Here is a 24,586-nt window from a genome sequence, read left to right as displayed (position 1 = left end):
GTATCCAATAGCTAGGATGCATCCCATGGACCACGAATTCAAGGGGGCGAACAGGGCCCGGACTGGCCCACGGAGTCGGCCGGCTGCGCAGAGGAGCGCCCGCCGGTACGACAGCGCCGGTCGTCGGGAGGCGGCGGAGAAGCGGCGCCTCCTGGTCCTGGACGCCGCCCGGGCTCGATTCCTCTCCGACGGCTTCGTGGCGACGACCGTGGCCCAGGTCGCCCGGGACGCCGAGGTCAGCCCCGAGTTCATCTACAAGGCGTTCGGCTCCAAGGCGGAGCTGGCCGCCGCAGTGTGGGACCGGGCGCTGGCCGGCCGTGGCGAGCGTCCGGCGTACACCCGATCGGACGAGGTCTCCTCCTCCGCACACGACCCGCGGGTCATCCTGCGCAATTGGGCCGTGCTCTCCGCCGAAGTGAGCGAATTGGGTGCCCCCCTCCAGGCGATGATGAGGGCGGCGGCCCAGGTGGACGCGGACGCTGCCCGCATGTTCACTGAGGTTGAGCGGCAGCGGGAGGCACGGATGACGCACAACGCCGCCTACCTGATCGAGGGCGGCCACGTACGCCCCGGCCTGACGGCCGACCAGGTGCGCGACATCCTCCTGCTCGTCGCGGGCGAGCTCTACGAGTCCCTCGTCCTGCACCGGGGATGGCCGACGGACGCCTACATCGAGCTGGCCTACCGCTTCCTCGCGTCCACCCTGCTGCCGGAGTGATGCACGAGGGAGGCGGCGTACGCGCCGCCGGCCTCCCCGAGCGTCAGGAGCCGGAGGGCCCTCCTGGGGAGCCAGGATCGCCTCCCGCCACCCCTTGATGTCCCATCGTCCGACCAGCCCCTCGGTGACGAAAGGATCGGCGGTGGCGAAGCGTTCGGCGGCCTCGTACGTCGTGAAGACACCGAGGGCCCCGTCGGCGGGATCCTCCATCGGGCCGATCGCAAGAAGGGTGCCGTCCGCCTGGTAGGCGGCCCAATGGTCGTGGTGCGCCGGGAACAGGTCCCGGATCCTCGCCAGGTCCACACCCTCGGCCATCGCGTAACGGAGCAGGTACTTCATGGTCACCTTCCAGCGTCAGGGATCCGGACGGTCCGGCGCCTCACGCCCGGACGCCAGCCAGTATCGTCCCGGACGAGGGATGAGTGCTCTCAGTTGTGCGTCATCCCCGGCATCACACTGCCGTCGGGCATCGTATGCCCGGTCGAGGCGCGCCAGCCGAGGACCGTGGGATCGAGCATGCCGACGATCATCGCCACGTGGGCGATCACCAGGAAGGCGCCGACGAAGACGGTGTGCCAGGTGCGCGCACTCTCATGCGTCCGTCCGACCAGGCCCAACTCCACGAGCGTCAGCCCGACCATCGGGACCGTTCCGAGCAGGTAGAACGACACGGCGATCACGTCGGCCGCTCCACGCCAGCCACCCGTCGCGGTCAGCGGGATGACAGCGTTGCGGAGCAGGTGCACGGTGACCGCGATCATGTACGGGCCGGCGATCAGCCCGGCCCAGCGGTTCAGGCCGGCGACGACCGGCCCGACGGACCCGCCGCGCAGGATCACCAGCTCGGTCACCGCCAGGGTCTCGGCGAGGATGACCGGAACGGCCATGAACATCAGGAGGTTCCACGGCTGGTTGGTGGCCAGCAGACCCATGTAGTGGGTCGACAGCATGCCGTCGCCCGGTCCGACGGTGCGGTCGGGCAACAGGAACGCCGCGACCGCGAGGACGAGCGTGAGACCGGCGAACGTGACCAGGAGCGGACTGCGTCCACGCGCCTCGGATTCGTCGGCGAGGAGGACGTCCGGGGACTGATCGGTCAAGGACATGGGGTGTGCCTTCCGGTGTGGGATCGGTGCTGGGCGCCCCCAGTCTTGGGGAGTCTCCTCAACGTCCGCCCCACACTCGGTCAAGATCCGGTATGGATGCTCCGCTGCCCTCCCAAGCAACCCTCTCCTGGCAGCGGCGCGGATGATGGACGTGAGCCTCGAGAATCCCGGAAGGGGCGCGATGCAGCACGACATTCCCCTGGCCATCCTGCTCACGATCGGCAAGACCGTTGTCTTCGCGGTGGCCGCCACCCTGCAGCACCAGGCTGTCGGCCAGCGGTCCGGCGGACCGCACCGGCGGGAGAGCCTGAGCGTACGGCAGCTGTGGTCGCTGATCCGTTCGCCGCGGTGGTGGCTGGGTGCGGGACTGAACGGTTTGGGCGCGGTCCTCTCCGTCGGGGCGTTGGTCCTGGCCCCGTTGACGGTCGTCGCTCCCCTCGCCGTCCTCGCGGTGCCGTGGACGGTGATCCTGGCCAGTCGCATCCACCGCTTCCGTGTGCCGCCGCTGATGTGGGCCGCCGTCGGTCTGACGGTGGCGGGCACCGCCGGGTTCACCCTGGTGGCCGTCGCCCACACGGTCGACCACGACACGTACGACGACAAGGGCGTCGTCGCAGGGGTCCTGGTCGTCTTCGCCGCTGCCGGTCTCCTGGCCCTCCTCGGCTGGCGCGGGCCACGGGCGTGGCGCTGCCTTGCCTGGGCGAGCGCCGGCTCGGTCATCTTCGGGCAGGAGTCCGGCCTGATACGAGTCCTCGGTGAGTACGTACGGCACGAGGCGTGGCGGGGCTCGGTCATCTTCTGGGCCCTCGGGGTGGCTCTGGTCCTCGGATCCCTGCTGGCCGGTGCCTTCACCCAGCAGGGCTACGCGCACGGCCCGGCCGAGACCGTCATGGGCACCACCAATGCGGCCGCCCCGATGGTCGCTGTTCTCTTCGGCATCGCTGTGCTGGGTGAGGGCGCGGCGCTCACCCCACCGGCGGCGGTGATGATGGTCGTCGCCGCTGCCCTCGGGGTCATCGGTGTCGTCCTCCTCTCCCACTTCCATCCGCACTCCCGCACGGAGTCTCGGACGCGCGCCGCGCTCCCCTGAGTGCTGGATCCGTGATCGGGACGGCACCCGTGTTCAGGCTGCCGGTCCACAAGGTTCAATCCGATGTCGCGTCGAGGTCGCGTGAAGTTCTCCGGGCGAGCGGAGTCTGAGCGATGCACATTTCGCCTCATCGAAGGAGCCTCCATGGTCGACCTGAATCGTCGGCGCTTCCTCCAGGTCGCCGGCGCGAGCGTCGCCGCGTCCGCGTTGCAGCAGAGCATCGCCCGCGCAGCCACGATCGCCCCGGCGCACCGCACCGGCACCGTGAAGGACGTCGAGCACGTCGTCGTGCTGATGCAGGAGAACAGGTCGTTCGACCACTACCTCGGATCGCTGCGCGGGGTGCGAGGCTTCGGTGATCCGCACCCGGCTGTCCTGCCGAACGGCAAGAACGTCTGGCACCAGGCCGACAGCCACCACGAGGTGCTGCCGTGGCACCCGAGTGCGCCCGACCTCGGCGGCGCCTTCCTCTCCGGTCTCGACCACAGCTGGCGCGGTGGCCAGCAGGCCTTCAACGACGCCAACTACGACCAGTGGATTCCCGCCAAGGGCGACCTGTCGATGGCCCACTACGAACGCCAGGACCTCACCTTCCACTACTCCCTCGCCGATGCGTTCACCGTCTGCGACGCCTATCACTGCGGCTTCATCGGCAACACCGACCCGAACCGGTACTACCTGTGGACCGGCTGGACCGGCAACGACGGCAAGGGCGGCGGTCCCGTCCTCTACAACGACGAGCTGGGCTACGACTGGATGACCTACCCGCAGCGTCTCGAGAAGGCCGGGGTGTCGTGGAAGATCTACCAGGACGAGGGCACCGGCCTGGACGCCGCGGGGTCCTGGGGCTGGACCTCGGACCCGTTCATCGGCAACTACGGTGACACCTCGGTGCTCTACTTCCACGACTACCAGAACGCGCAGCCCGGCGAACCGCTCTACGAGAAGGCCCGCCGCGGCACCAAGGCCCGTGAGGGCCAGGACTACTTCGAACTCCTGCGCGCCGATGTCACGTCCGGGAACCTGCCGGCCGTCAGCTGGATCTCCGCACCCGAGGCCTTCAGCGAGCACTCGAACTGGCCCTCTGACTTCGGCGCCTGGTACATCGCCAAGGTGCTCGACGCCCTGACGAGTGACCCGGAGGTCTGGAGCAAGACCGTCCTGTTCATCACGTACGACGAGAACGACGGGTTCTTCGACCACCTCGTACCGCCGCATGCCAACTCACCGCGGATCCCCGGTGCCTCGACGGTGTCGATCGAGAACGAGTTCTATCCCGGCAAGGCCGGCGACGCGGGCTACCCGGCCGGCAGCTACGGGATGGGTCCCCGGGTGCCGATGTTCGTCGTCTCTCCCTGGAGCACCGGCGGCTTCGTCTGCTCCGAGACCTTCGACCACACCTCGATCATCCGTTTCATGGAGTCGCGCTTCGGCGTCAAGGAGCCGCAGATCACCCCATGGCGCCGTACGGTGGCCGGCGATCTGACGTCCGCCCTGGACTTCAGCACGACCCGGTCCATGCCCACGCTGCCGAACACGGCCGGGATGGCCCCGAAGGACAAGCAGCGCCACGCCAGTTACTCCCCCACCGCGCCCACTGCCGCCAGCATGCCCAAGCAGGAGTCGGGGGTCCGCCCCGCACGTCCCCTCGGGTACGACCTCGGCATGACCGAGCGGTCCCGGGCCGGCCGGATCGCGGTCACCTTCCACAACGACGGCAAGCTGGGCGCCCAGTTCCAGGCGCGACTGATCCAGCCAGCCGGTGCGCCGCACAGCTGCACGGTGGCCGCGGGGGCGACCCTGGACGCTTCCTGGCCGGTCAGCGGGGACTACGACGTGCAGGTGCACGGGCCCAACGGCTTCTTCCGCCGTCTCGCCGGTCGCGGCGACAGCACCCTCCTCGCCGACATCGCCACGGCTGGTGAGTCCCATCAGTTGCAGCTGAAGCTCAGCGGCAGGCCCGGCCAGGAGGTCGTCGTCACCGACGCGTACGGCAGCGGCGAGCGACGCCTGAACGGGAACGGAGCGCTCACCCTGGACCTGCGCAAGACGTCCGGTTGGTACGACGTCACCCTCCGGGCCTCCGACGGCAGCTGGACGCGGACGTTCGCAGGGCACATCGAGAATGGTGCCGCGAGCAGCAGCGACCCACAGCTCGGTCGCTGACACGAGGAGCCCGGGCCAGCCCCGGTAGCGCCCCCGGGGAGCGCTACCGGGGCTGCCCGTTCCCGCCGCTGGGCACAGGCTCGGCTCAGTCGCCCACGGAGTGGCGCGCGCGGGCGGGCCCAGTCGCACGCAGTACAGGCCCTCGCGCGGATCCACGGTCAGTCACGACCCGCACTTCTGCTCAGAGACGAGTCAACTGCTCGACCAACAGGCCGATGGCGATCAGGGTCATCGCGATGCCGGAGAAGCGACCCACGGCCCGGGCGGCCGCCGGACGCGTCCGCAGCACTGCCCGGGATCCCGAGCCGACACCGAGGTAGACCACGCCGGAGGAGACAATGTGGAGGCCGCCGAGGGCTGCCACCTGCAGGGCGACCGGCCAGTGGCCAGCCGGATCGGTGAACTGGGGCAGTAGCGCCAGGAAGAGCAGCAACGCCTTCGGGTTCAGGCCGCTGACCGCGGCCCCACGACACAACTGCGCCATCCAGGAGTTGTCCGGGGCGTCGGCTGCTTGCTGCGGCGTGGGTGGATGGCGGATCGTGGTGAGGCCGAGCCAGGCCAGGTAGCCGGCTCCGGCGTAGGTGAGCACGCCCAGGGCACCCGGAGTCCGGGCCAGTAGCGCCGCGACACCGGCCGCCACGACGAGGGTGATCATCACATAGCCGGACAGCAGTCCCCCGACGGCAGGGATGACCGACCGATGGCGCAGGCCGGCGCTGATCGCGTAGGCCCAGTCGGCTCCCGGAGTCAGGACGAGCAGGAACGACACCACCCAGAACGCCGCCAGTGATCCGATCGCCATCTCGCCCCCCGTGTTCGTCGATGCGAGAACAATAGAAGACTATCTGCGATAAGTGCTTCTCACTTTCACCCGCATCTGCCCGATCGTGAGAAAGAATGTCGCCATGGACCTGCTTGACCGCGAAATTCTTTCCCAACTGCAAGGCGACGGACGGCTGACACTCACCGAATTGGCCGGGCGGGTGGGCCTGAGCGTGTCCCCATGTCACCGCAGGCTGAGGGCTCTCGAACACGAAGGAGTCATCACCGGCTACCACGCCCAACTGGACCCGGCCAAGGTCGGGCTGACCTTCGAGGCGCTGGTCTTCGTCACTATGGATTCGACGAGCGCCGCAACGGTGGCGGCGTTCGAGACCGCGGTGGTGGCCGTCCCCCATGTGATCCGCGCTGAGCGCCTCTTCGGCTCGCCGGACTACCTGCTGCGCATCATCGCGGCGGACCTGCCGGATTATCAGCGGCTGTGGGACACCCACCTGGCCACCCTTCCAGGCGTACGGCGGCTGGAGTCCACGATCGTGATGAAGACCCTCGTCCGGGACCGAGGTCTCCCCCTGACCGTGACGGACGGACAGTGAACGGCGGCCTTCGCCACGCCTGCTCAGGTGAATCACAGGGCCGGTGACGATCGCGTTACGCGAGGGTGAACAATCGACGTGTGACTCTTGAGTTGGCGATCCTCGCGCTGGTCGTCGTAACAGCCATCGGCTTCGACTTCACCAACGGCTTCCATGACACCGGTAACGCGATGGCGACGTCGATCGCCACCGGAGCTCTGGGGCCGAAGACCGCCGTGATCCTGTCGGCCGTGCTGAACCTCATCGGCGCCTTCCTGTCGGTGCAGGTCGCCCTGACCGTGACGAACGCCGTGGTGAAGATCCAGGACAAGAGCGGCATGCCCAAGGCCCAATTCCTGGCGGACCACGGACACCTGCTGCTGATCATCGTGTTCTGCGGGCTGATCGGCGGCATCTTCTGGAATCTGCTCACCTGGCTCCTCGGCCTGCCGTCCAGCTCCTCGCATGCCCTGTTCGGCGGCCTGGTCGGGTCGACGATCGCGGCGCTGGGCTTCGGCGGTGTCAACTGGGCCGGCGACGGCACGAAGTTGGACGGGATCCTCGGCAAGGTGATCCTGCCGGCCCTCGTCTCCCCCGTGGTCGCCGTCATCGTCTCGATGATCGGGACCTGGTTCATCTATCGGATCACCAACGGTGTCGCCGAGCGATACCGCGAGACGGGCTTCCGCTGGGGACAGATCGGCACCGCGTCCCTGGTGTCCTTGGCCCATGGCACGAACGACGCCCAGAAGACGATGGGGGTGATCACCCTGGCCCTGATCGGCTACGGCTCGTGGAACCAGACGACGAGCATTCCGCTGTGGGTCAAGGTCGTCTGCGCCGGGGCGATCGCGCTGGGCACCTACACGGGCGGCTGGCGGATCATCCGTACCCTCGGCAAGGGTCTGGTCGAGATCGATTCGCCGCAGGGCATGGCCGCCGAGGCCTCCTCAGCGGCTGTGATCCTGGCCTCGTCGCATCTGGGCTTCGCCCTGTCGACCACCCACGTCGCGACCGGATCCATCCTGGGCACCGGCCTCGGCCGCCGTGGCGCCGAAGTGCGCTGGGGCGTCGCGGCACGCATGGTGGTGGCCTGGCTGGTCACCCTCCCGGCGGCTGCCCTCGTCGGAGCCGCCATGTACGTGATCGCCAATGGCCTGTCCGGCGTGGCCGACGGTTGGCTCGGCCCGTTCGTGGTCTTCGCGATCCTGCTGGCGATGGTGGCCTACCTGGTCGCCCGCTCCCGCCGTACGCCCATCGGCGCCCACAACGTGAACGACGACTGGGGACCGGGGCTGGCTGCTGCCGCCCCGCCTCCCCGACCTCCTAGGAGCCTGATGTTCCAGCTGTTCCTTGCGGCGACCGGCCAGGTCCTGCTCATCTGCATCCTCGTCGGCGCCGGTCTGCCCGGCGTGTTCGCCCTCGGTGTGCGGTGGATGGCCGCTGGTGCCGGCGGCGACGCCGAGACCAGCCACGCCCCGCGCGCCCTGCCTACACCGCCCTCGCCCTCGCGTGCTTCGCGGTCGTCCTTGCCGTGATCGCCATCGGCTTGGCCATCATCGTGGCCGCCGGCTTCGGCTACGTCGTCTCCTTCCAGCACATCCTCCCGACCCTCCTGAAGAAGGGCTGACCACCATGCCCGAGAGCGTCTTCCATCGCGTCGTCGAATGGCTGCGGGCAGGGTATCCGCAGGGCATCCCCGAGAACGACTACATCGCCCTCTACAGCATCCTGCACCGCACGCTGACCAAGGAGGAGATCGAGACCATCGTCCGACGGATCGCCGAGCGCAAGAACCCGGGGCACCCGGTCTCGGAGGACGAGGTCCGCGAGATGATCCGCAGGGTGGTGCAGGAGGAGCCGGAGCCCGAGGACGTCCGCCGGGTCTCGGCCCGCCTGGCCGCCGGTGGCTGGCCGCTGGCGGGGCCGCCCCCGCGGTGAACGAGCACGCCCAGGCAGATCTCGTGCCTCCCTACCGCAGGGCGGGCGAGGAACCCTATGGTGGAGCATGGCCGCCAGTCAGTCGCCGGACCGGTTCTCCCTGGTCGAACTGCAGAACGCCTTCCGCAACCGTGGGATGCCCCTCGAGGCGCTGCGCCACGACGTCACGCCGGTGGGGCTCCACTACCTGCTGACCCACTTCGACATGCCTGAGCTCGACCACTCGTGGCGCCTGACCGTCGGTGGTCTCGTCCGTACGCCACTCACCCTCTCCCTCGCGGACCTGTCGGCCCGCCCCACACGGACGGTGACCGTGACGATGGAGTGTGCGGGGAACGGCCGGGCGCGGATGGCGCCGAGGGCCGAGTCGCAGCCCTGGCTCCTCGAAGCGATCGGCACGGCGCGGTGGACCGGGACGCCGCTGCGAGGAGTCCTGGATGATGCCGGCCTCGACGACGCGGCCATCGAACTGGTCTTCACCGGGGCCGATCACGGAGTGCAGGGCGGGGTCGAGCAGGACTACCAGCGTTCCCTCCCTGTGGCCGAGGCCCGCCGCGACGAGGTGCTCCTCGCCTACGCGATGAACGAGCGGCCGCTCGAGCCGCAACACGGCGCCCCGCTACGCCTGCTCGTGCCGGGCTGGTACGGCATGACGAGCGTGAAGTGGCTCACCGGGGTCGAGGCCGTCGCCGAGCCGTTCCGGGGATACCAGCAGGCGGAGGCGTACCGCTATCAGGCCACGCCCGAAGACATTGGCGAGCCGGTGACCCGGATCCGGGTACGGGCGCTGATGATGCCGCCGGGCTACCCGGACTTCCCTGAGCGGCACCGCTATGTCGGGGCCGGCCGCCTCAGCGTGCGGGGGCGGGCCTGGAGTGGGCAGGGGCCGATCCGCCGCGTCGAGGTGGCGGTCGACGGTCACTGGCAAGCGCCGAGCTGGGCCCGGTCGGCGAACCGTACGCCTGGCGGGCCTGGTCGGGCACCTGCGACGTCGCGCCCGGCGAACATGTGCTGTCGTGCCGAGCCACCGATGAGGCCGGGAACACCCAGCCCGACGAGGTGTGGAACGTCCAGGGGATAGGGAACAACGCGATCCAGCGGGTCGCGATCATCGCCCGCTGAGCCCCCGGCAGCACGTACACCGGAGTCCAGGCAGGACGAGTGCGGGGACGAACGGGCCCCGGGTCCACGATGCTGCTCGGGACCCGGGACCTTTCCCTCCCCCTGCTGGTACCGACGGATCCACTCTCGACATGCAGGGCCGTGGAAAGCAGGAGTGTGACCGCTCCTGGAGTGGGTCAGGGACGGACCAGTAGGGGGAAGCAGGTGCGGCCTCAGGGGGCCGGGATCAGGATGTCGCGCACCAGGGCGTCGAGGTCGGCGTCGGCGGCGAGGAACTGGCGCAGTGTCTTCCGCGTCGGCCCGAACTCCTCGAACTCGGCCGGGGTCATGCCGTCCACCTCGTAGGCGCGGACGAAGTCGGGGACCCGCAGCAGCTGCTCGAGGTAGCGCGCGTCGACGGGGACGTCCATCCGGGGCTCGGCTCGGTAGTCCGAGGCGTTGATCAGTGCCTGCCACTTGAACGGCGGGGAGACCACCACGTCACCACCGACGAATTCCGCCCAGTGGTGCACGTTGCGGAAGGCCGCCGAGAGCAGCCGCGAGCGGTAGCCGCGCTGCTGGAAGATCGCGTAGGCGTGCTTGAACGCGGCCACTCCGGCCCATTCCAGCGCGGACGGATCGAGGAAGATCTTGTCCCGTGCCACCACATGCTTGATCCAGTCGTCCAGGCGTCCGACCATGATGGTCACCACCGGCCCCATGGCGGACGTGTCGTGTCCGTCGGCCTCCCGCCGCGCCAGGCCCCGCTCGATCGCCGCCGCCGACTCGACCGCCTGGGCGACCGAGAAGGACACGGTGACGTTGACAGACACGCCGCGGTAGGTGGCCTCTTCGATCGCCGCGATGCCGACCTGCGTGGCCGGGATCTTCACGACGATGTTGGGCGCCAGCTCGCTGAACTCGACCGCCTGGGCGACGATCGCCTCCGCGTCGCGGGCCAGGCGCGGATCGGTCTGCACCGAGAGGCGGCCGTTGCGCCCCTTGTGCTCGACGAAGATGGGCTCCAGCAGCTGGGCGGCCTCGACCGACATGTCCCTGACCGCCTGCCAGCCGATCGCCGACTCCCCCACGTGGGGTGGGCGGCCGCGATGGCGCGGATGCGGTCGGTCCACACCTCGGGGTGCTTGGAGATGGTGGTGTAGGCGATCACCGGGTTGCAGGTGGCGCCCACGCCCCCGAAGGAGATGGACTGCCGGAGCTCCTCCAGGTCGGAGGAGTCGTTCCACAGTGCGGTGGGAGTGGTTCGTGCGGCCTCCAACAGGGGACCAGCGACGAGCGTCGTATCAAGGGAGGCCGTGTCATTCATGGACCTGAAGCTCCTGGGTCGGTGGCGTGGGAGGCGCCGATGCCGCCCAGGTGATGGCCACATGACGATTCAACACTCATGACAGGACTAAGTCAAGAATATGTACATACAAAGCCTTGTGATGCGACGCACATAACCCTGGTCATGTCACGTACGCCCCACGTCCTCCCCGATGCGACAGGTGGGCAAAGATCAGCAATTCTCGGCAATCAGGCGCAGGATGGGCTGCAGCTCCTCGACCGGGACCTGCCCGGGCGCGGAGGCGCGCCCGACCATGGCGAACGTCGCCGAGGAGCCGAACACCTGTGCGGCCATCCGCGAGACGACTCCGAGCCCGGCCATCGACATGGTGATCACGGGCGTTTTGTCATGCCTGGAGGCCATCGTCCAGGTGGCTTCGAGCAGGCGCAGGAGGTCGCCGGCGTCGGTCGGCATGACCGCCATCTTCGCGACGTCCATGCCTCGGTCCTGCATGGCGACGAGGCGGGCCACGATCTCGTCTGCCGGGGGCGTCGCCTGGAAATCGTGGTTGCTGCCGACGACGGGCACCCCGGCCGCGTGGGCAGCGGCGAGGATGGCGTCGCCCGCCTCGGCGTCGAAGAACTGCTCCACGTCCACGGCGTCCACGAGCCCCGACTCGATGACTCCGAGATTGAGCTGGACGTAGTCAGCGGGTGTGATGGCCTTCTCGCCGCCCTCGTCGGCCGTGCGGAAGGTGAACAGCACCGGCGTGCCGTCCAGCGCCTCCACGACGCGACGACCTGCCGCGACGACCTGCTCCACGTTGGGCGCCACGTCGAGGAAATCCACCCGCCACTCGACGATGTCCAGGTCATGCCTCACCAGTTCGGACGCCTGGGCCACGAGTTCGTCGGACGTGCGCCCGGTGATCGGGACGATCACCTTGGTCCTCCCCTCACCGAGGGAAACGTTCCTGAGTCGGACCGTACGCACGGCTGTCTCCTTCCTCGGAGGCACCCCTGCCCCTTCGTGGTGATGCCAGGCTAGTGGGTCAGGATTCCTTCTCGCCGGAGCGTGAGTCGAGGAACTGGTAGACCTCCGCATCATCGACGCCGGGGAAGGTGCCGGGAGGCAGAGCGGCCAGAAGGTGCGCATGGGTCCGGGCACTCGGCCACGCATAGGCCGACCAGCGCTGCGTCAGGCCCGCTGGCGCCCGACGGCAGCAGCTCTCGTCGGGGCACTTCGAGACGGAGTGCTCCTTGGTGTCGCGGCCCCGGAACCACTTGGAATCCCGGTAGGGCACCCCGATGCTGGTGGAGAACGCGCCACTGGCGCCGGCGCGGTCGACCCGCGCGGAGCACCAGAAGGTGCCCGTGGGGGTGTCGGTGTACTGGTCGAAGGCATTGAACTTGTCCGCGACGTCGAAGACCTGTCGGGAGGTCCAGTAGCGGCAGACCGGTTGGCCCTCGATCGCTCCCAGGTTGTCCTTGGGGAACATCACCCCGTCGTTCTCGTACGCCTTGTAGATCACGCCGGACTCGTGGACGCGTTGGAAGTGGACCTGGATGTCGAGGTGCTGGGTCGCGAAGTTCGTGAAGCGATGGCAGGCCGCCTCATAGCTCACCGCGAAGTTGTCCCGCAGGTCCTCCGCCGCCAGCTCCCGCCGTCCCTTGGCCTCGCGGAGGAAACGGACCGCCGGCTCCTCGGGCATCATCAGCGCGGCGGCGAAGTAGTTCGTCTCGACCCGCTGCCGCAGGAAGTCGCCGTAGTTCGTCGGCGGCGTGTGGCCGAGGATGTGGTGGCCGAGGGCCTGCAGGAGCACCGACTTGGGATCGTGGTCGCCCAGCGTCGCCGGCAGGTAGATCCGCATGTTCTTCAGGTCGGTGACGGATCGGGTCGAGTGGGGCAGGTCACTGGCGTGGTACAGGCTGAAGCCGAGGTGCTCGGTCATCTCGCCGATGAGGTGTTGCGACAGCGGCCCCGAGACGTAGCCGACCCGCTTCAGCAGCTTCGCGGCCTCTGCCTCGAGTTCGCCGTAGTAGTTGTCGCGGGCGCGCATCTCGTCGCGCAACTGGGCGTTGGCCCGCCGTGCCTCCTCCGGCGTGGCGACCCGCTCGGCCGCGTCACGGGCCAGTTCGTGGTGCAGCCCGACGAGAGCCTCGAGGACATCCATCGACATCCGCGGCGAGATGCGGACAGTCGGCAGACCCTTCGCCCGCGCCAGCGGGGAGTTCATGTAGTGCTCGAGCTCGATCTCCAACTGGGCCCGGCGGCTCGGCACCGGGGCGGTGAGATCGTCCAGTGTGGCGCCGTACACACGCGCGATCCGTTGCAGCGTGGAAAGTTTCGCCTCTCGCTTCCCGTTCTCGAGCAGCGACAGCTGCGACGCCGCGACGCCGGACTGCTCGGCGACCTGGGCCAGGGTGAGGTCGCGTTCCTTGCGCAGGTGGCGCAGACGGCGACCCAGCGAAAACGGGTCGAAAGGCTCCACGGTCTCGTCGGGGGCGACCGGCCGATCATCGTTGACAAGCACGAAATTGACGGTAACAGAATTTTTGCGTTTCTTTCAAGAGATTCCTCTAGAAAGTTGTGGTGCAGGTCACGCAAGGTAGTACCACCAGGGCACGCAAGGACGCTGGCCCGATGACCCGAAGGAAGCTGCCATGAGCTCCAACTCCGCAGAACTCATCCAGTACGACTGGAAGACCAACCCCCGCTGGGCCAACGTCAAGCGTGACTACACCGCCGCGGACGTCGTCCGTCTGCGTGGCACCGTGCAGGAGGAGCATACGCTCGCCCGTCGTGGCGCCGAGCGTCTCTGGGAGAAGATCAACACCGAGGACTACATCAACGCGCTGGGCGCGCTCACCGGCAACCAGGCCGTCCAGCAGGTCAAGGCCGGCCTGAAGGCCATCTACCTCTCCGGCTGGCAGGTCGCGGCCGATGCCAACCTCTCCGGCCACACCTACCCCGACCAGTCGCTGTACCCGGCCAACTCGGTGCCCCAGGTCGTCCGTCGGATCAACAACGCGCTGCTGCGCGCCGACCAGATCGAGCACTCCGAGGGCATCCGCTCCGTCGAGGACTGGCTGGTCCCGATCGTGGCCGACGCCGAGGCCGGCTTCGGCGGCCCGCTCAACGCGTACGAGCTGATGAAGTCGATGATCGCCGCGGGCGCTTCCGGCGTCCACTGGGAGGACCAGCTGGCTTCCGAGAAGAAGTGCGGCCACCTCGGTGGCAAGGTGCTGATCCCCACCAAGCAGCACGAGCGCACCCTCAACGCCGCGCGCCTGGCCGCCGACGTCGCCGGTGTCCCCTCGGTGATCATCGCCCGCACCGACGCCGAAGCCGCGACCCTGATCACCTCCGACGTCGACGAGCGCGACCAGGAGTTCCTCACCGGTGAGCGCACCGCCGAGGGCTTCTACAAAGTCCGTAACGGCCTGGAGGCTTGCATCGCCCGCGGCAAGGCGTACGCGGAGTACGCCGACCTGCTGTGGATGGAGACCGGCACGCCCGACCTCGAGGTCGCCAAGAAGTTCGCCGAGGCCGTCAAGTCCGAGCACCCCGACCAGCTGCTGGCCTACAACTGCTCGCCGTCGTTCAACTGGCGCAAGCACCTGGACGACGCCACGATCGCGAAGTTCCAGCGCGAGCTGGGCGCGATGGGCTTCAAGTTCCAGTTCATCACGCTGGCCGGCTTCCACGCCCTCAACTACTCGATGTTCGACCTGGCCCACGGCTACGCCCGTGAGGGCATGACCGCCTACGTCGACCTGCAGGAGCGCGAGTTCGCCGCCGAGGAGCGCGGCTACACCGCCACCAAGCACCAGCGGGAGGTCGGCACCGGCTACTTCGACGACATCGCTACCGTGGTGAACCCGGAGAGCTCGACGACGGCTCTCAAGGATTCCACCGAGGCCGCGCAGTTCTGAACCGACAGCGCACCTGAGAGAGGAGACCTCCATGACCACATCGACAGGGGCCACCATGTCAACCCAGACCGAGACCCATGAGCAGATCGGCAACCTCCTGGTCGACCGCAGGCTCGTGGAGTTCCTCGACCAGGTAGCGCTGCCCGGCGCGGGCGTCCCGCGGGACCGCTTCTGGGACGGCTTCGTCAGCGTCTTCGCCGCGTTCACCGGCCGCAACCGCGACCTGCTGCGGGAGCGCGACCGGCTGCAGTCCGCACTCGACTCCTACCACGGGGAGCACCCCGGGGTCCCGGAGCCGAAGGCCTACCAGCAGTTCCTGCGCGACATCGGCTACCTGCTGGACGAGCCGACCGGCGTGCGGGCCCGCACCCGCAACGTCGACGCGGAGATCGCCGACGTGGCCGGTCCGCAGCTCGTGGTGCCGGTGATGAACCGCCGGTTCGCGATCAACGCGGCCAACGCTCGGTGGGGCTCGCTCTACGACGCCCTGTACGGGACGGATGCGATCAGCGAGGCCGACGGCGGCGAACGCGGCACCGGGTACAACCCCATCCGGGGCGAGCGGGTCATCGCTTGGGCCCGTGCGTTCCTGGACCGGGCGGTGCCGCTCGCCTCCGGTTCCCACGCCGATGTCGTGGAGTACCGGGCCGGCCGACGGCTGCAGGTGACCCTGGAGTCCGGTGAGGTCGTCGGCCTGGCCGACGAGGCCACCTTCGTCGGCTACACCGGTGCTCCGGGCGCCCCCAAGAGCATCCTGCTGCGCCACCATGGTCTGCACATCGAGATCCGGTTCAACTTCGACAGCCCGATCGGACGAGCCGACAAGGCGTGCGTGAGCGACATCGTCCTGGAGTCCGCCATCACCGCGATCATGGACTTCGAGGATTCGGTGGCGGCGGTCGACGGGCCCGACAAGGTCACCGGTTACCGCAACTGGCTGGCCCTCAACGACGGCACCGCCGCGGAGGTGATGGAGAAGGGTGGGCGTACGTTCACCCGGACCCTCGCCGACGATCGTCTCTTCTCGGCACCGGACGGTTCCGAGCTGCGGCTCAAGGGCCGCTCGCTGATGCTCTGCCGCAACGTGGGCCACCTGATGACCACGCCGGCCGTGCTCGACGAGCAGGGGAACGAACTGCCCGAAGGCATCCTGGACGCGCTCGTCACGAGCCTGTGCGCGATGCCCGGCCTGGCGGAGTCCAACGAGCGGGCGAACTCGCTCACCGGGTCGATCTACATCGTGAAGCCCAAGCAGCACGGGCCCGCTGAGGTCGCGTTCACGTCGGAGCTCTTCGGCGCCGTCGAGGACGTCCTCGGCCTGGAGCGGAACACGATCAAGATGGGCATCATGGACGAGGAGCGCCGTACGACGGTGAACCTGATGTCCTGCATCGAGCAGGCCGCCGACCGAATCATCTTCATCAACACCGGCTTCCTCGACCGGACCGGCGACGAGATCCACACGTCCATGGTGGCGGGCCCGATGATCCGCAAGGCGGAGATGAAGTCCGCCACGTGGATGAAGAGCTACGAGGACTGGAACGTCGACATCGGTCTCGCCTGCGGCCTGCCCGGCCGAGCCCAGATCGGCAAGGGCATGTGGGCGATGACCGAGCTCATGGCGGACATGCTGGCGACGAAGATCGCCCATCCGGCGGCCGGCGCGAACACGGCCTGGGTGCCCTCGCCCACTGGCTCCACCCTGCATGTCACGCACTACCACGACGTGAACGTCTGGGAGCGTCAGGCCGACATCCTTCAGGAAGGACGTCGGGCCACCCTCGAGGGGCTGCTCGAGATCCCGCTCGCCCCGAGCACGGACTGGACCGAGGAGGAGAAGCGCAACGAGGTCGACAACTCCTGCCAGTCGATCCTCGGCTACGTCGTCCGCTGGATCGAACAGGGCGTCGGCTGCTCCAAGGTGCCGGACATCCACGACATCGACCTGATGGAGGACCGGGCGACCTGCCGGATCAGCTCGCAGATGCTCGCCAACTGGATCCGCCACGACGTCGTCTCCGCGGAGTTCGTCGTGGATGCCTTCCGGCGGATGGCCGCGGTCGTGGACCAGCAGAACGCGAGCGACCCGACCTACCTGCCGATGACCCCGTCCACCCCCGAGGGGTCGTACGAGGACTCGATCGCCTGGTGCGCGGCGCGTGACCTGGCCCTCGAGGGCACCCGGTCGCCGTCCGGCTACACGGAGCCGATCCTCCACGCCCGTCGCCGAGAGTTCAAGGAAAGGCACGGATTGGTCTGAGCAACGATTCTTGTGGATGTGGGAGCCCCGCCGGTCACGACCGGCGGGGCTCCGCCGCGCTCAGGGCAGGTGACGCCGGATGAAAGCGTCCATGATCTCGGTCACCGGCGGCTGCCAGAAGGGCGGGCCGCCGTGGTCGGCGCCCTTGAGCTGGTAGAGCGTGACATCCTGTCCCGCGGCCACCAGTCGCTCGTACAGCTCGACGGACTGGGCGAAGGGCACCAGCCGGTCGCGCGAGCCATGCATCATCAGCAGTGGCTGGAGCGGCCGTTCGGCGGCCGGCGCCACGTGGTTGGCGATCACCGTCGGCGCGACGAGGTCGGGACGCTCCAGGACGTTGTGCCGCCCGATCAGGTACCCCTCGGGGCTGTCGGCGCTGACGTGGTCGAGGGCCGACGGCTGGTCGTGCATCGTGGTGATGTCGGTGACCGGGTAGAACGCGATGAAGCAGCAGATCCCCAGCTCGTCAGCGACCGGTTCGTCGGAATAGTCCTGGTCATCCTGGGTGACGTACGTCATCAGAGCGGTGTGCCCACCGGAGGAGTCGCCGCCCAGGACGATGCGGTCCGGGTCGACGTGGAACCGCGCGGCATGCTCGCGCAACCAGCGCACGGCGGTCTTCGCATCCTTGGCCTGCGCCGGGAACGGCGCCACCTCGCTGGGCCGGTACTCGACGATGGCGACGACGTAGCCCCGCCGGGCGAAGTCGGCCAGCGCCGGGAGTTTGTGGCCCAGGTCCTGCTCGTGGAAGGCCGACCCCTGGATCCACAGCAGGGCGGGGTACACGTCGTCGGCGGTGTCGGGGATGGCCAACGGACGCGGCGGCAGGATGACCTGCAGGTGCAGCGTACGCCCGGACTTCTGGGCGTACGGGACGCCGAGTGCGACCGACCCGAAGCGTGGCGTCGTGTCGGCGGTGATGACCCGCATGCCGGGGGCGGAGGCGGTGGACTCGGGGAAGGCCTGCGGATCCAGCGGACGGGGCTCGACGTTGCTCACGCCGCCATGATTCCACCCCGACCTGGCGCCCCCACGCCGGGTGGCCTGGCCGGGCCACGCGGCCCGGTCAGGCACGAACGAATGGTTCAGTCGCGATACTTGCGCGGTCGCTCCGAGCGTTGCGGACGGCCCCGGTCCAGCTCGAGATGGATGAGCTGGCCGGAGATCCGGGTGGAGCTGAGTGCGTCCCACACCTCCTGCGGCAGCGAGGCCGGAAGCTCGACCAACGAGTGGTCGGCCCGGATCTCGATCTTGCCGAAGTCGTCCCGCTGCAGGCCGCCCTCATTCGCCAACGCGCCCACGATCTGGCGCGGGGAGATCTTCTGGCGGCGCCCGACGGCGATGCGGTACGAGGCCAGGCCGGCACCGGCCCGACGGCCACCCCTGCCGGACCGTACGTCTCGATCGTCACCCCGGTCCCGGCCGCGCGGGCCGTGGTCGCCCTCGGCGTGGCCAGCACGCTCGCGCTGACCGGAGCGGTCGTCACGGAAGGCCGATCGCTTCGGTTCCGGCTCGGGCTCGAGCAACATCGGCTCGTCGCCCTGTAGCACGGCCGCCAGCGCGGCGGCGACGTCCACTTCCGGAATGTCGTACTCCTGCACGTAGTGGGAGACCACGTCGCGGAAGAAGTCGATCCTCTCCGGAGCCCCCAGCGCGGTGGTGATCGCGTCGTCGAAGCGGGTCAGGCGGGTGGCGTTGATGTCCTCGACCGTGGGCAGGTTCATCTGGGTGAGCGTCTGCCCGGTGGCCTTCTCGATGTCGCGCAGCAGGCGCCTCTCGCGTGGGGTGACGAACGAGATGGCATCGCCGCTGCGTCCGGCGCGCCCGGTCCGCCCGACGCGGTGGACGTACGAGGCGGTGTCGGTCGGGATGTCGAAGTTGACCACGTGGCTGATCCGGTCGACGTCGAGTCCGCGGGCGGCCACGTCGGTGGCGATGAGGATGTCGAGCTTGCCGGACTTCAGCTGGTTGATCGTCCGCTCGCGGGCCGCCTGGGCGATGTCGCCGTTGATGGCGGTGGCGGAGAACCCCCGGGCCCGCAGCTTTTCCGCGAGCGTCTCGGTTTCGTTCTTGGTCCGGACGAACACGATCATGCCCTCGAAGTTCTCCACCTCGAGGATGCGGGTGAGCGCGTCCACCTTCTGCGGGTACGACACGATCAGGTAGCGGTGCGCGACGTTCGGGGCCGTGGCAGTCTTCGCCTTGACGCTCATCTCGACGGGGTCGGTGAGGTACTTCTTCGATAGGGCCCGGATCTGCCTGGGCATCGTCGCCGAGAACAGGGCGACCTGCTTGTCCTCAGGGGTCCCGGCGAGGATCTTCTCGACATCCTCGGCGAAGCCCATGTTGAGCATCTCGTCGGCCTCATCGAGCACCAGGTAGCGCAACTCGGAGAGGTCCAGCGTCCCGCGGTCGAGATGATCCATGATCCGGCCGGGCGTCCCGACGACGATATGGACGCCGCGGCTGAGGGCGCTCAACTGGACCCCATAGCCCTGCCCGCCGTAGACCGGCAACAGCTTGACGCCGCGCAGGTGCGTCGAGTAGCTCTCGAAGGCCTCCGCCACCTGAAGGGCCAGCTCGCGTGTGGGCTCCAGCACCAGCGCCTGGGGCGCCTTCTGCTTCAGGTCCAGCTGGCTGAGGATCGGCAGGGCGAACGCCGCTGTCTTGCCGGTGCCTGTCTGGGCCAGGCCGACGACGTCACGGCCCTCCAGCAGCGTCGGGATCGTCGCCGCCTGGATCGGCGTCGGCACCTCGTAACCGAGGTCGCGCAGGGCCTTGAGGATGCGGTCCTCCAGGCCGAGGTCGGCAAACGTGGCGGCCGGTTCGGCGCCGCTCGCTGTCTCGGGCTGGGGCTCCGTCTCGAGTTGGGTCTCCGTCTCAGGCACCGTCTGGGGCTCCATGGCCCCGAACCCTTCGTCACTCACCCTCCGACCCTAGCTGTTCAGCTGCCCCGCAGGTATCGGTAGGCCAGCGAAACGCGTGTGCAGCAGGTGCGTCATGGTCCTGGCGGAGGTGCCTGCCGCGTGCCCGTGTGAGACTTCTGGCATGACGACGCGCGAGTACGACATCGTCCTGTTCGGCGCCACTGGCTTCGTCGGTGCACTGACGGCGGCCCAGCTGGCCTCGGCCTCGCCTGCGCAGGCCCGGATCGCCCTGGCCGGCCGCTCGCTCCCCCACCTCGAGAGTGTCCGCCGCGGGCTCCCCGCGCGGGCCCGGGCCTGGGACCTGGTCGCCGTCGATGCCGCAGACAGCGAGGGCCTGCGCCGACTTGCCGCCCGGACCGTCGTGCTGGCCTCGACCGTGGGTCCTTATGCCCGCCTCGGCAAGGAGGTGGTCCGGGCCGCCGCTGAGGAGGGCACCCACTACGCCGACCTGACCGGTGAGGTCCTCTTCGTCCGCTGGGCCATGGACAACGTCGACGCCGTGGCCAGGGCCAGCGGGGCCCGGATCGTACACTCCTGCGGATTCGACTCGATCCCCTCCGACCTCGGCGTCCTGATCACCGCCCAGCAGGCCGCCGCCGACGGCCAAGGGACACTCGCCGACACCACACTGGCGGTGACGTCGCTGCGGGCGGCATCTCGGGCGGCACCCTCGACTCGCTGCGACAGCAGATCCTGATGGTGAACGACGACCCGACCCTGCGCCACGTGCTGGCCGATCGGTATGCGTTCAGCCCACGCCGGGCCGAGGAACCTGCTCGCCACCCGCACCGCCCGATGAGCCAGCTCGCCCGACTTCGTCGGCTCGTCGCCGCACGCCGTGACCCGAGCACCGGCCGCTGGACCGGACCGTTCGCCATGGCCGGCTACAACACCCGCCTCGTACGCCTCTCCAACACCCTGACCGACTGGTCCTACGGACGAGGCTTCCGCTACCGAGAGGTGAGCGACCTGGGAGCCGGGCCGGCGGCAGCCCTGCGGGCCGCGCTCCTGGGCCTGGCCTCGGCGTCCCTGGCCGCCGGGCTGTCGTGGCGGCCGACGCGGACGATCCTTGACCACGTCCTGCCGCGTCCCGGTCAGGGACCGAGTGCGGCCCGGCGAGCGGCCGGCCGGTTCAGGATGGAGATCACCGCGGACACCTCGACCGGGGCGCGCTATCGAACGGTCGTCGGGGCCGACCATGATCCCGGCTACGACGGCACGGCGATCATGCTCGCCGAGAGTGCGCTGTGCCTGGCCTTCGACGCGCCTCGTCTCCCCCGGCGGTCCGGAGTCCTGACTCCGGCCACGGCTCTGGGGGACGTCCTCGTGGAACGGCTGCAGGCCCAGGAGTTCACCTTCCGGGTGGAGCGCCTCAGCTGAGCCGGAGCGTGGCCGGGCGGGTCAGGACTTGGCGAGATCCGGCCGTGGGCGTTGGGCCATGCGCATCGGTAGCCCGCCGACGGGCACCAGAACGCCCTCCATCGACCAGCGGGGTTCACCGGCGACAAGGGCGGGCGCGAAGCGTCGCGCCAGCACCCGAGCAGCAGGTGCGACTCAGCAAGAGCCAGTTGGTCGCGAAGTCGATCTGCCGCAGCGATGTCACGGCGCGGTGGGACGGTCAGCGATCCAGCGAAACGATCGCGTCGGCCAACGCGTCCGGGCCGGTGAATTGGGGGCCGTGCGCACCGGGCCAGTCCAGGACGGAGGTGTGCAGCTGAGTGGCCAGCCACTCGGCCGCCTCCCTGAAGAAGGGCGCCTGCTCGTCGGCCCCCACGACCACGTCGATCGGCACGGCTTTGGCGGCCAGGGCGCTCTCGTCCGGACGGTAGGCCTGGAATGCGGGCAATTCGACGCCGAAGACCATGTCCGCGTTGTCGAGCATGCGATCGCGGAGCCCGGGCTCCCAGGCCGCGACGACGTCGTCCCCGAACGCGAACCCGAGGAAGGCCTCGAGCCCTCCCCGGGGGCCGCCCGTGGCCATCCCCGAACCGATGACGCCGGACACCAGCTCTGCCACGGGCCCGGGGTCGGCCAGGACCGACATCAGGGGCATTTCGTGCAGGACAGCGCGGCGCACGAGGGAAGGGTGGAGCAGCGCAAGTTCGAGGGCGATGGCTGCGCCGTTGCTCGTCCCGTAGACCAAGGCGTCCGCTCGCCCTGCGGCCATGAGCACGGCGGCGGCATCCTCGGCCTGTTCGGCGACAGAGGTGGCCGCCCAGCCCGTGGGGCGGGGCTGCGTGAGGTGCCTCGTCGGTCATACCGCACGACGGTTCGGTCGCCGGCGAGAGCGTCGGCGAGTTGGTCGAACTGGCCGCCGTCGCCCGGTGTTCCGGGAATCAACAGGACCGTCGGGCCGGTGCCGCGGATTTCCCAGTAGAGGTGGGAGACGGGAGAAGTTGTGGTTGTCATATCTCGAGTGCACACCCGGCCACCCGGAGGCGTCCAAGACGAGCATGACCTGGCATGAGAAGCTGTGCTTATCATCGCTTGTGGACCTCCGGCAGTTGCGCTGCTTCGTGGCGGTCGCCGAGGAACTGCACTTCGGACACGCCGCCCAGCGACTTCACATCGCCCAGCCGGCGGTGAGCCAGACCATCAGTCAGATCGAGCATGAACTGGGCGTCGTCCTGTTGGAACGGTCGAACCGGCGGGTCGCACTGACGCCTGCCGGCACGCTCTTCCTGGAGGAGTCCCGGGCGGTCCTCGCCCGCATGGAGCAGGCGGTCCAGTCGATGTCGCACTTCCGCGATGTCGGCCTCGGTCACCTGACCATCGGAGTCGTTGCGGCACTGCCACCCCTGCTCCTCCCCCGCCTGGTCTCGCGGGCACGTGCGGCTCTCGGCGATATCGCCATCAGCGTTCGACCCCTGCCTGGCGACACCGACGTCGCCACCATGTTCGAGGCCGATCCGATGCTCGATCTGGTCCTCGTCCGTGGGGTGGTCGTCAGCGGACGCTGGATCGGCAGCCGAGTCGTGTCCCGCGAACCGCTGGGTGTGGCGGTCCATCACGCTCACCCCCTCGCCCGTGGCGAGGCGGTCCGCCCGGAGCAGTTGACGGGCGAGAATCTGGCCACGTTCGCGCGCGCTGCCGATCCGCAGACGTACGACGCGATGTTCGCCGCCCTCGCCGATGCCGGCTACGGCGGGGCTGGGGAGTTGCAGGAGGCGCACCCCGGTGCCGTCGATGCCTCCCTGCGGCTCGTCGCAGCCGGTGATGCGGTCTCGTTCAAACTGGCGAGCGAGGTGCGGGCCTTCGGTAACCCGGACGTCGTCTGGCGCGCCCTCGACGGCGTCGGGTTCGAGGTGGTGACGAGCGCTGCGTGGTTGCGCAGTCGCATTGTCGGCCCGAAGGCGGCCGTGCTTGCCCTGCTACCCCGGCCCCGGCACTAGTCGCCGACGCCTCCGCCAGACCAGGATTCTTTCCATGAGGGTCTTGTTCACGTCGTGCAACGGGTTGGGGCACACCGCTCCCCTGGTCGCCCTCGCCCGCGCCTTCCAGGCGCGAGGTGACGACGTGCTGTGGGCCACCGACCGCAACGGCTGCGGGTGGCTCCAGGACGCCGGCATCCCCACCGCCACAGCCGGCTTGGACGAGGCCGACGCGCTGAAGAGGTTCGCGGAATTCCACGCCCGGCTCGGCTCGCTGCCGGCTGAGAGGCGGCCCGACGAGATCTTCCCCTGGCTGTTCGGCCAGACACTGCCCGGCCCGATGCTCGACGACCTGCTCCCCCTCGCCGACCGGTTCGGACCGGCGATGGTGATCAGTGACTCGGGTGAGTTCGCCGGCCCGCTGCTGGCGGCCCTGCACGGGATCCCCGCGATCACCCACGCGCTGGGCCCCCTGGTCCCCGAAGCCCGGATCGCGGCCGCGGCGGACAGACTGGAACCGTTGTGGCGGAGCCATCACGTCACTCCACAGCCCTACGGCGGGCGCTACACCCACTGCTATGTCGACATCTACCCGGCAAGCCTCCAATCCCAGGTCCGTCCCCATGTCGGGCGCACCTGGCCGCTCAGGCCGGTGTCACCGGCTGTCCGGGTGGGCGAGCCGTCACCGACGTGGGTCGAGGACGGGACCACGCTCCCCTTGGTGTACGTCACCTTCGGCACGGTCTACAACCGGCCCGACATCCTCGCCGACGTGGTCCGCGCCGTCGCGTCCTTGCCGGTCCGGGTGGTCGCCACCGTCGGCCCGCACTCCGAGGCGAATGTGCTCGGGCAGCTGCCGAGCAACGTGCACGTGGCCCGGTACATCCCCCAGGCGACAGTGTTCGCAGCGCGTTGCGCGGTGGTCGTTTCGCACGGGGGATCCGGCACCTTCCTCGGGGCTCTGGGCGCGGGGATCCCCCAGTTGCTGCTTCCCCAGGGAGCCGACCAGTTCCTCAACGCTCGTGCGTGCCGCGAGTCCGGGGTCGGCATCACCCTGGATCCGGCGGACGCCACGCACCAGGCCATCGTGGCCGCCACCAGCGCGTTGCTGAGCGAGCCCCGGTACCGTGAGGCGGCGGCACGAGTACGTCGAGAGATCGCCGGCATGCCGGGCCCCGTCGACGTCGCGGAGAAGCTCGCCACCGTCTTCGGAGAAGCATGACCTCGCGCGAACGACGACGGTGCGGAGCCGACGCAGTGGGTGGCACGCCAGAGGCGAAGTGGTCCCCGTAGTCTGCCCCCAACGGTCATGTCCCTGGTCATGACCG

The 24,586-nt window shown here is 69.1% G+C and carries 19 protein-coding genes and 4 pseudogenes; 14 read left to right on the top strand and 9 right to left on the bottom strand.

The features are described 5' to 3' along the window. The first annotated feature begins 25 nt into the window (after positions 1 to 25). Positions 26 to 718 (top strand): TetR/AcrR family transcriptional regulator, encoded by a 693-nt coding sequence (locus Rai3103_RS14065; RefSeq protein ID WP_194793147.1) that lies wholly within the window; start codon positions 26 to 28, stop codon positions 716 to 718. A 99-nt stretch (positions 719 to 817) separates the two neighbouring features. Here the strand turns inward: Rai3103_RS14065 and Rai3103_RS19125 are convergent. Together Rai3103_RS19125 and Rai3103_RS14055 are read right to left on the bottom strand one after the other, a co-directional pair. Next, positions 818 to 1,033 (bottom strand): annotated as a pseudogene (locus tag Rai3103_RS19125) (YciI family protein); the annotation flags it as partial. Between the two features lie 113 nt (positions 1,034 to 1,146). Then, positions 1,147 to 1,824: a DUF6803 family protein gene (locus tag Rai3103_RS14055; protein ID WP_228488940.1), complete on the bottom strand. Its 678-nt coding sequence runs from the start codon at positions 1,822 to 1,824 to the stop codon at positions 1,147 to 1,149. Positions 1,825 to 2,005: 181 nt separating this feature from the next. Between Rai3103_RS14055 and Rai3103_RS14050 the strand changes: the two genes are divergently transcribed. Both Rai3103_RS14050 and Rai3103_RS14045 read left to right on the top strand, forming a co-directional pair. Then, positions 2,006 to 2,914 carry a DMT family protein gene (locus Rai3103_RS14050; protein WP_153573100.1) on the top strand — a complete coding sequence of 303 codons (909 nt, stop codon included), beginning with the start codon at positions 2,006 to 2,008 and terminating at the stop codon, positions 2,912 to 2,914. Positions 2,915 to 3,058: 144 nt separating this feature from the next. Continuing rightward, complete coding sequence (locus tag Rai3103_RS14045) at positions 3,059 to 5,080, top strand: phosphocholine-specific phospholipase C (protein WP_153573099.1); 2,022 nt, start codon at positions 3,059 to 3,061, stop codon at positions 5,078 to 5,080. Between the two features lie 181 nt (positions 5,081 to 5,261). On the opposite strand, the gene Rai3103_RS14040 is transcribed toward Rai3103_RS14045, so the two are convergent. Beyond that, complete coding sequence (locus Rai3103_RS14040) at positions 5,262 to 5,882, bottom strand: LysE family translocator (protein ID WP_153573098.1); 621 nt, start codon at positions 5,880 to 5,882, stop codon at positions 5,262 to 5,264. A 103-nt stretch (positions 5,883 to 5,985) separates the two neighbouring features. On the opposite strand from Rai3103_RS14040, the gene Rai3103_RS14035 reads away from it, so the two are divergent. From Rai3103_RS14035 to Rai3103_RS19200, 5 genes and pseudogenes are all read left to right on the top strand, one after another. Continuing rightward, positions 5,986 to 6,456, top strand: a complete 471-nt coding sequence (locus Rai3103_RS14035) for an Lrp/AsnC family transcriptional regulator (protein ID WP_153573097.1) — start codon at positions 5,986 to 5,988, stop codon at positions 6,454 to 6,456. 80 nt (positions 6,457 to 6,536) lie between these two features. Further along, positions 6,537 to 7,733: pseudogene (locus Rai3103_RS14030) on the top strand (inorganic phosphate transporter); the annotation flags it as partial. Positions 7,734 to 8,070: 337 nt separating this feature from the next. Continuing rightward, positions 8,071 to 8,376 (top strand): DUF3349 domain-containing protein, encoded by a 306-nt coding sequence (locus tag Rai3103_RS14020; protein WP_153573096.1) that lies wholly within the window; start codon positions 8,071 to 8,073, stop codon positions 8,374 to 8,376. A 67-nt stretch (positions 8,377 to 8,443) separates the two neighbouring features. Continuing rightward, a pseudogene (locus Rai3103_RS19120) lies at positions 8,444 to 9,073 on the top strand (molybdopterin-dependent oxidoreductase); the annotation flags it as partial. A 173-nt stretch (positions 9,074 to 9,246) separates the two neighbouring features. After that, positions 9,247 to 9,498 carry a hypothetical protein gene (locus Rai3103_RS19200; protein WP_479685352.1) on the top strand — a complete coding sequence of 84 codons (252 nt, stop codon included), beginning with the start codon at positions 9,247 to 9,249 and terminating at the stop codon, positions 9,496 to 9,498. Between the two features lie 212 nt (positions 9,499 to 9,710). Here the strand turns inward: Rai3103_RS19200 and Rai3103_RS14010 are convergent. The 3 genes and pseudogenes from Rai3103_RS14010 to Rai3103_RS14000 form a co-directional block, all read right to left on the bottom strand. Beyond that, a pseudogene (locus tag Rai3103_RS14010) lies at positions 9,711 to 10,804 on the bottom strand (transaldolase family protein). A 192-nt stretch (positions 10,805 to 10,996) separates the two neighbouring features. Next, positions 10,997 to 11,758, bottom strand: coding sequence for a type I 3-dehydroquinate dehydratase (aroD, locus tag Rai3103_RS14005; RefSeq protein WP_228488938.1), 762 nt, complete (start codon positions 11,756 to 11,758; stop codon positions 10,997 to 10,999). Positions 11,759 to 11,816: 58 nt separating this feature from the next. After that, complete coding sequence (locus Rai3103_RS14000) at positions 11,817 to 13,298, bottom strand: XRE family transcriptional regulator (protein WP_228488937.1); 1,482 nt, start codon at positions 13,296 to 13,298, stop codon at positions 11,817 to 11,819. A gap of 130 nt (positions 13,299 to 13,428) precedes the next feature. Here Rai3103_RS14000 and aceA point away from each other — a divergent pair, with 130 nt between their 5' ends. After that, on the top strand, positions 13,429 to 14,700 hold the full coding sequence (aceA, locus tag Rai3103_RS13995; protein WP_153573095.1) for an isocitrate lyase: 1,272 nt from the start codon (positions 13,429 to 13,431) through the stop codon (positions 14,698 to 14,700). 31 nt (positions 14,701 to 14,731) lie between these two features. Further along, on the top strand, positions 14,732 to 16,960 hold the full coding sequence (locus tag Rai3103_RS13990) for a malate synthase G (RefSeq protein ID WP_194793146.1): 2,229 nt from the start codon (positions 14,732 to 14,734) through the stop codon (positions 16,958 to 16,960). A gap of 60 nt (positions 16,961 to 17,020) precedes the next feature. Here the strand turns inward: Rai3103_RS13990 and Rai3103_RS13985 are convergent, their stop codons facing one another. Continuing rightward, positions 17,021 to 17,959 carry an alpha/beta hydrolase gene (locus Rai3103_RS13985; RefSeq protein ID WP_153573094.1) on the bottom strand — a complete coding sequence of 313 codons (939 nt, stop codon included), beginning with the start codon at positions 17,957 to 17,959 and terminating at the stop codon, positions 17,021 to 17,023. 86 nt (positions 17,960 to 18,045) lie between these two features. Beyond that, the gene (locus tag Rai3103_RS13980; RefSeq protein ID WP_228488936.1) at positions 18,046 to 19,887 is read right to left on the bottom strand and encodes a DEAD/DEAH box helicase; all 1,842 of its coding nucleotides are present in this window, start codon (positions 19,885 to 19,887) and stop codon (positions 18,046 to 18,048) included. A gap of 121 nt (positions 19,888 to 20,008) precedes the next feature. Here Rai3103_RS13980 and Rai3103_RS17970 point away from each other — a divergent pair, with 121 nt between their 5' ends. After that, positions 20,009 to 20,584 (top strand): saccharopine dehydrogenase NADP-binding domain-containing protein, encoded by a 576-nt coding sequence (locus tag Rai3103_RS17970; RefSeq protein ID WP_228488935.1) that lies wholly within the window; start codon positions 20,009 to 20,011, stop codon positions 20,582 to 20,584. Next, entirely contained in the window at positions 20,584 to 21,267 is a 684-nt protein-coding gene (locus Rai3103_RS17965) for a saccharopine dehydrogenase family protein (protein WP_228488934.1), read from the top strand. The genes Rai3103_RS17970 and Rai3103_RS17965 overlap by 1 nt, the downstream gene beginning before the upstream one ends. 238 nt (positions 21,268 to 21,505) lie before the next feature. Here the strand turns inward: Rai3103_RS17965 and Rai3103_RS13970 are convergent, their stop codons facing one another. After that, positions 21,506 to 22,060 carry a hypothetical protein gene (locus Rai3103_RS13970; RefSeq protein WP_153573093.1) on the bottom strand — a complete coding sequence of 185 codons (555 nt, stop codon included), beginning with the start codon at positions 22,058 to 22,060 and terminating at the stop codon, positions 21,506 to 21,508. Between the two features lie 229 nt (positions 22,061 to 22,289). Here Rai3103_RS13970 and Rai3103_RS13965 point away from each other — a divergent pair, with 229 nt between their 5' ends. Together Rai3103_RS13965 and Rai3103_RS13960 are read left to right on the top strand one after the other, a co-directional pair. Then, on the top strand, positions 22,290 to 23,279 hold the full coding sequence (locus Rai3103_RS13965) for a LysR family transcriptional regulator (RefSeq protein ID WP_194793145.1): 990 nt from the start codon (positions 22,290 to 22,292) through the stop codon (positions 23,277 to 23,279). Positions 23,280 to 23,313: 34 nt separating this feature from the next. Further along, on the top strand, positions 23,314 to 24,480 hold the full coding sequence (locus Rai3103_RS13960) for a glycosyltransferase (protein ID WP_153573091.1): 1,167 nt from the start codon (positions 23,314 to 23,316) through the stop codon (positions 24,478 to 24,480). The last annotated feature ends 106 nt before the right edge of the window (positions 24,481 to 24,586 follow it).

Origin of the sequence: Raineyella fluvialis (genome assembly GCF_009646095.1) — a bacterium.
GTDB classification, from domain to species: domain Bacteria; phylum Actinomycetota; class Actinomycetes; order Propionibacteriales; family Propionibacteriaceae; genus Raineyella; species Raineyella fluvialis.
Note: the sequence above shows the minus strand (reverse complement) of the source record. Positions and strands in the feature narration are given on the sequence as shown.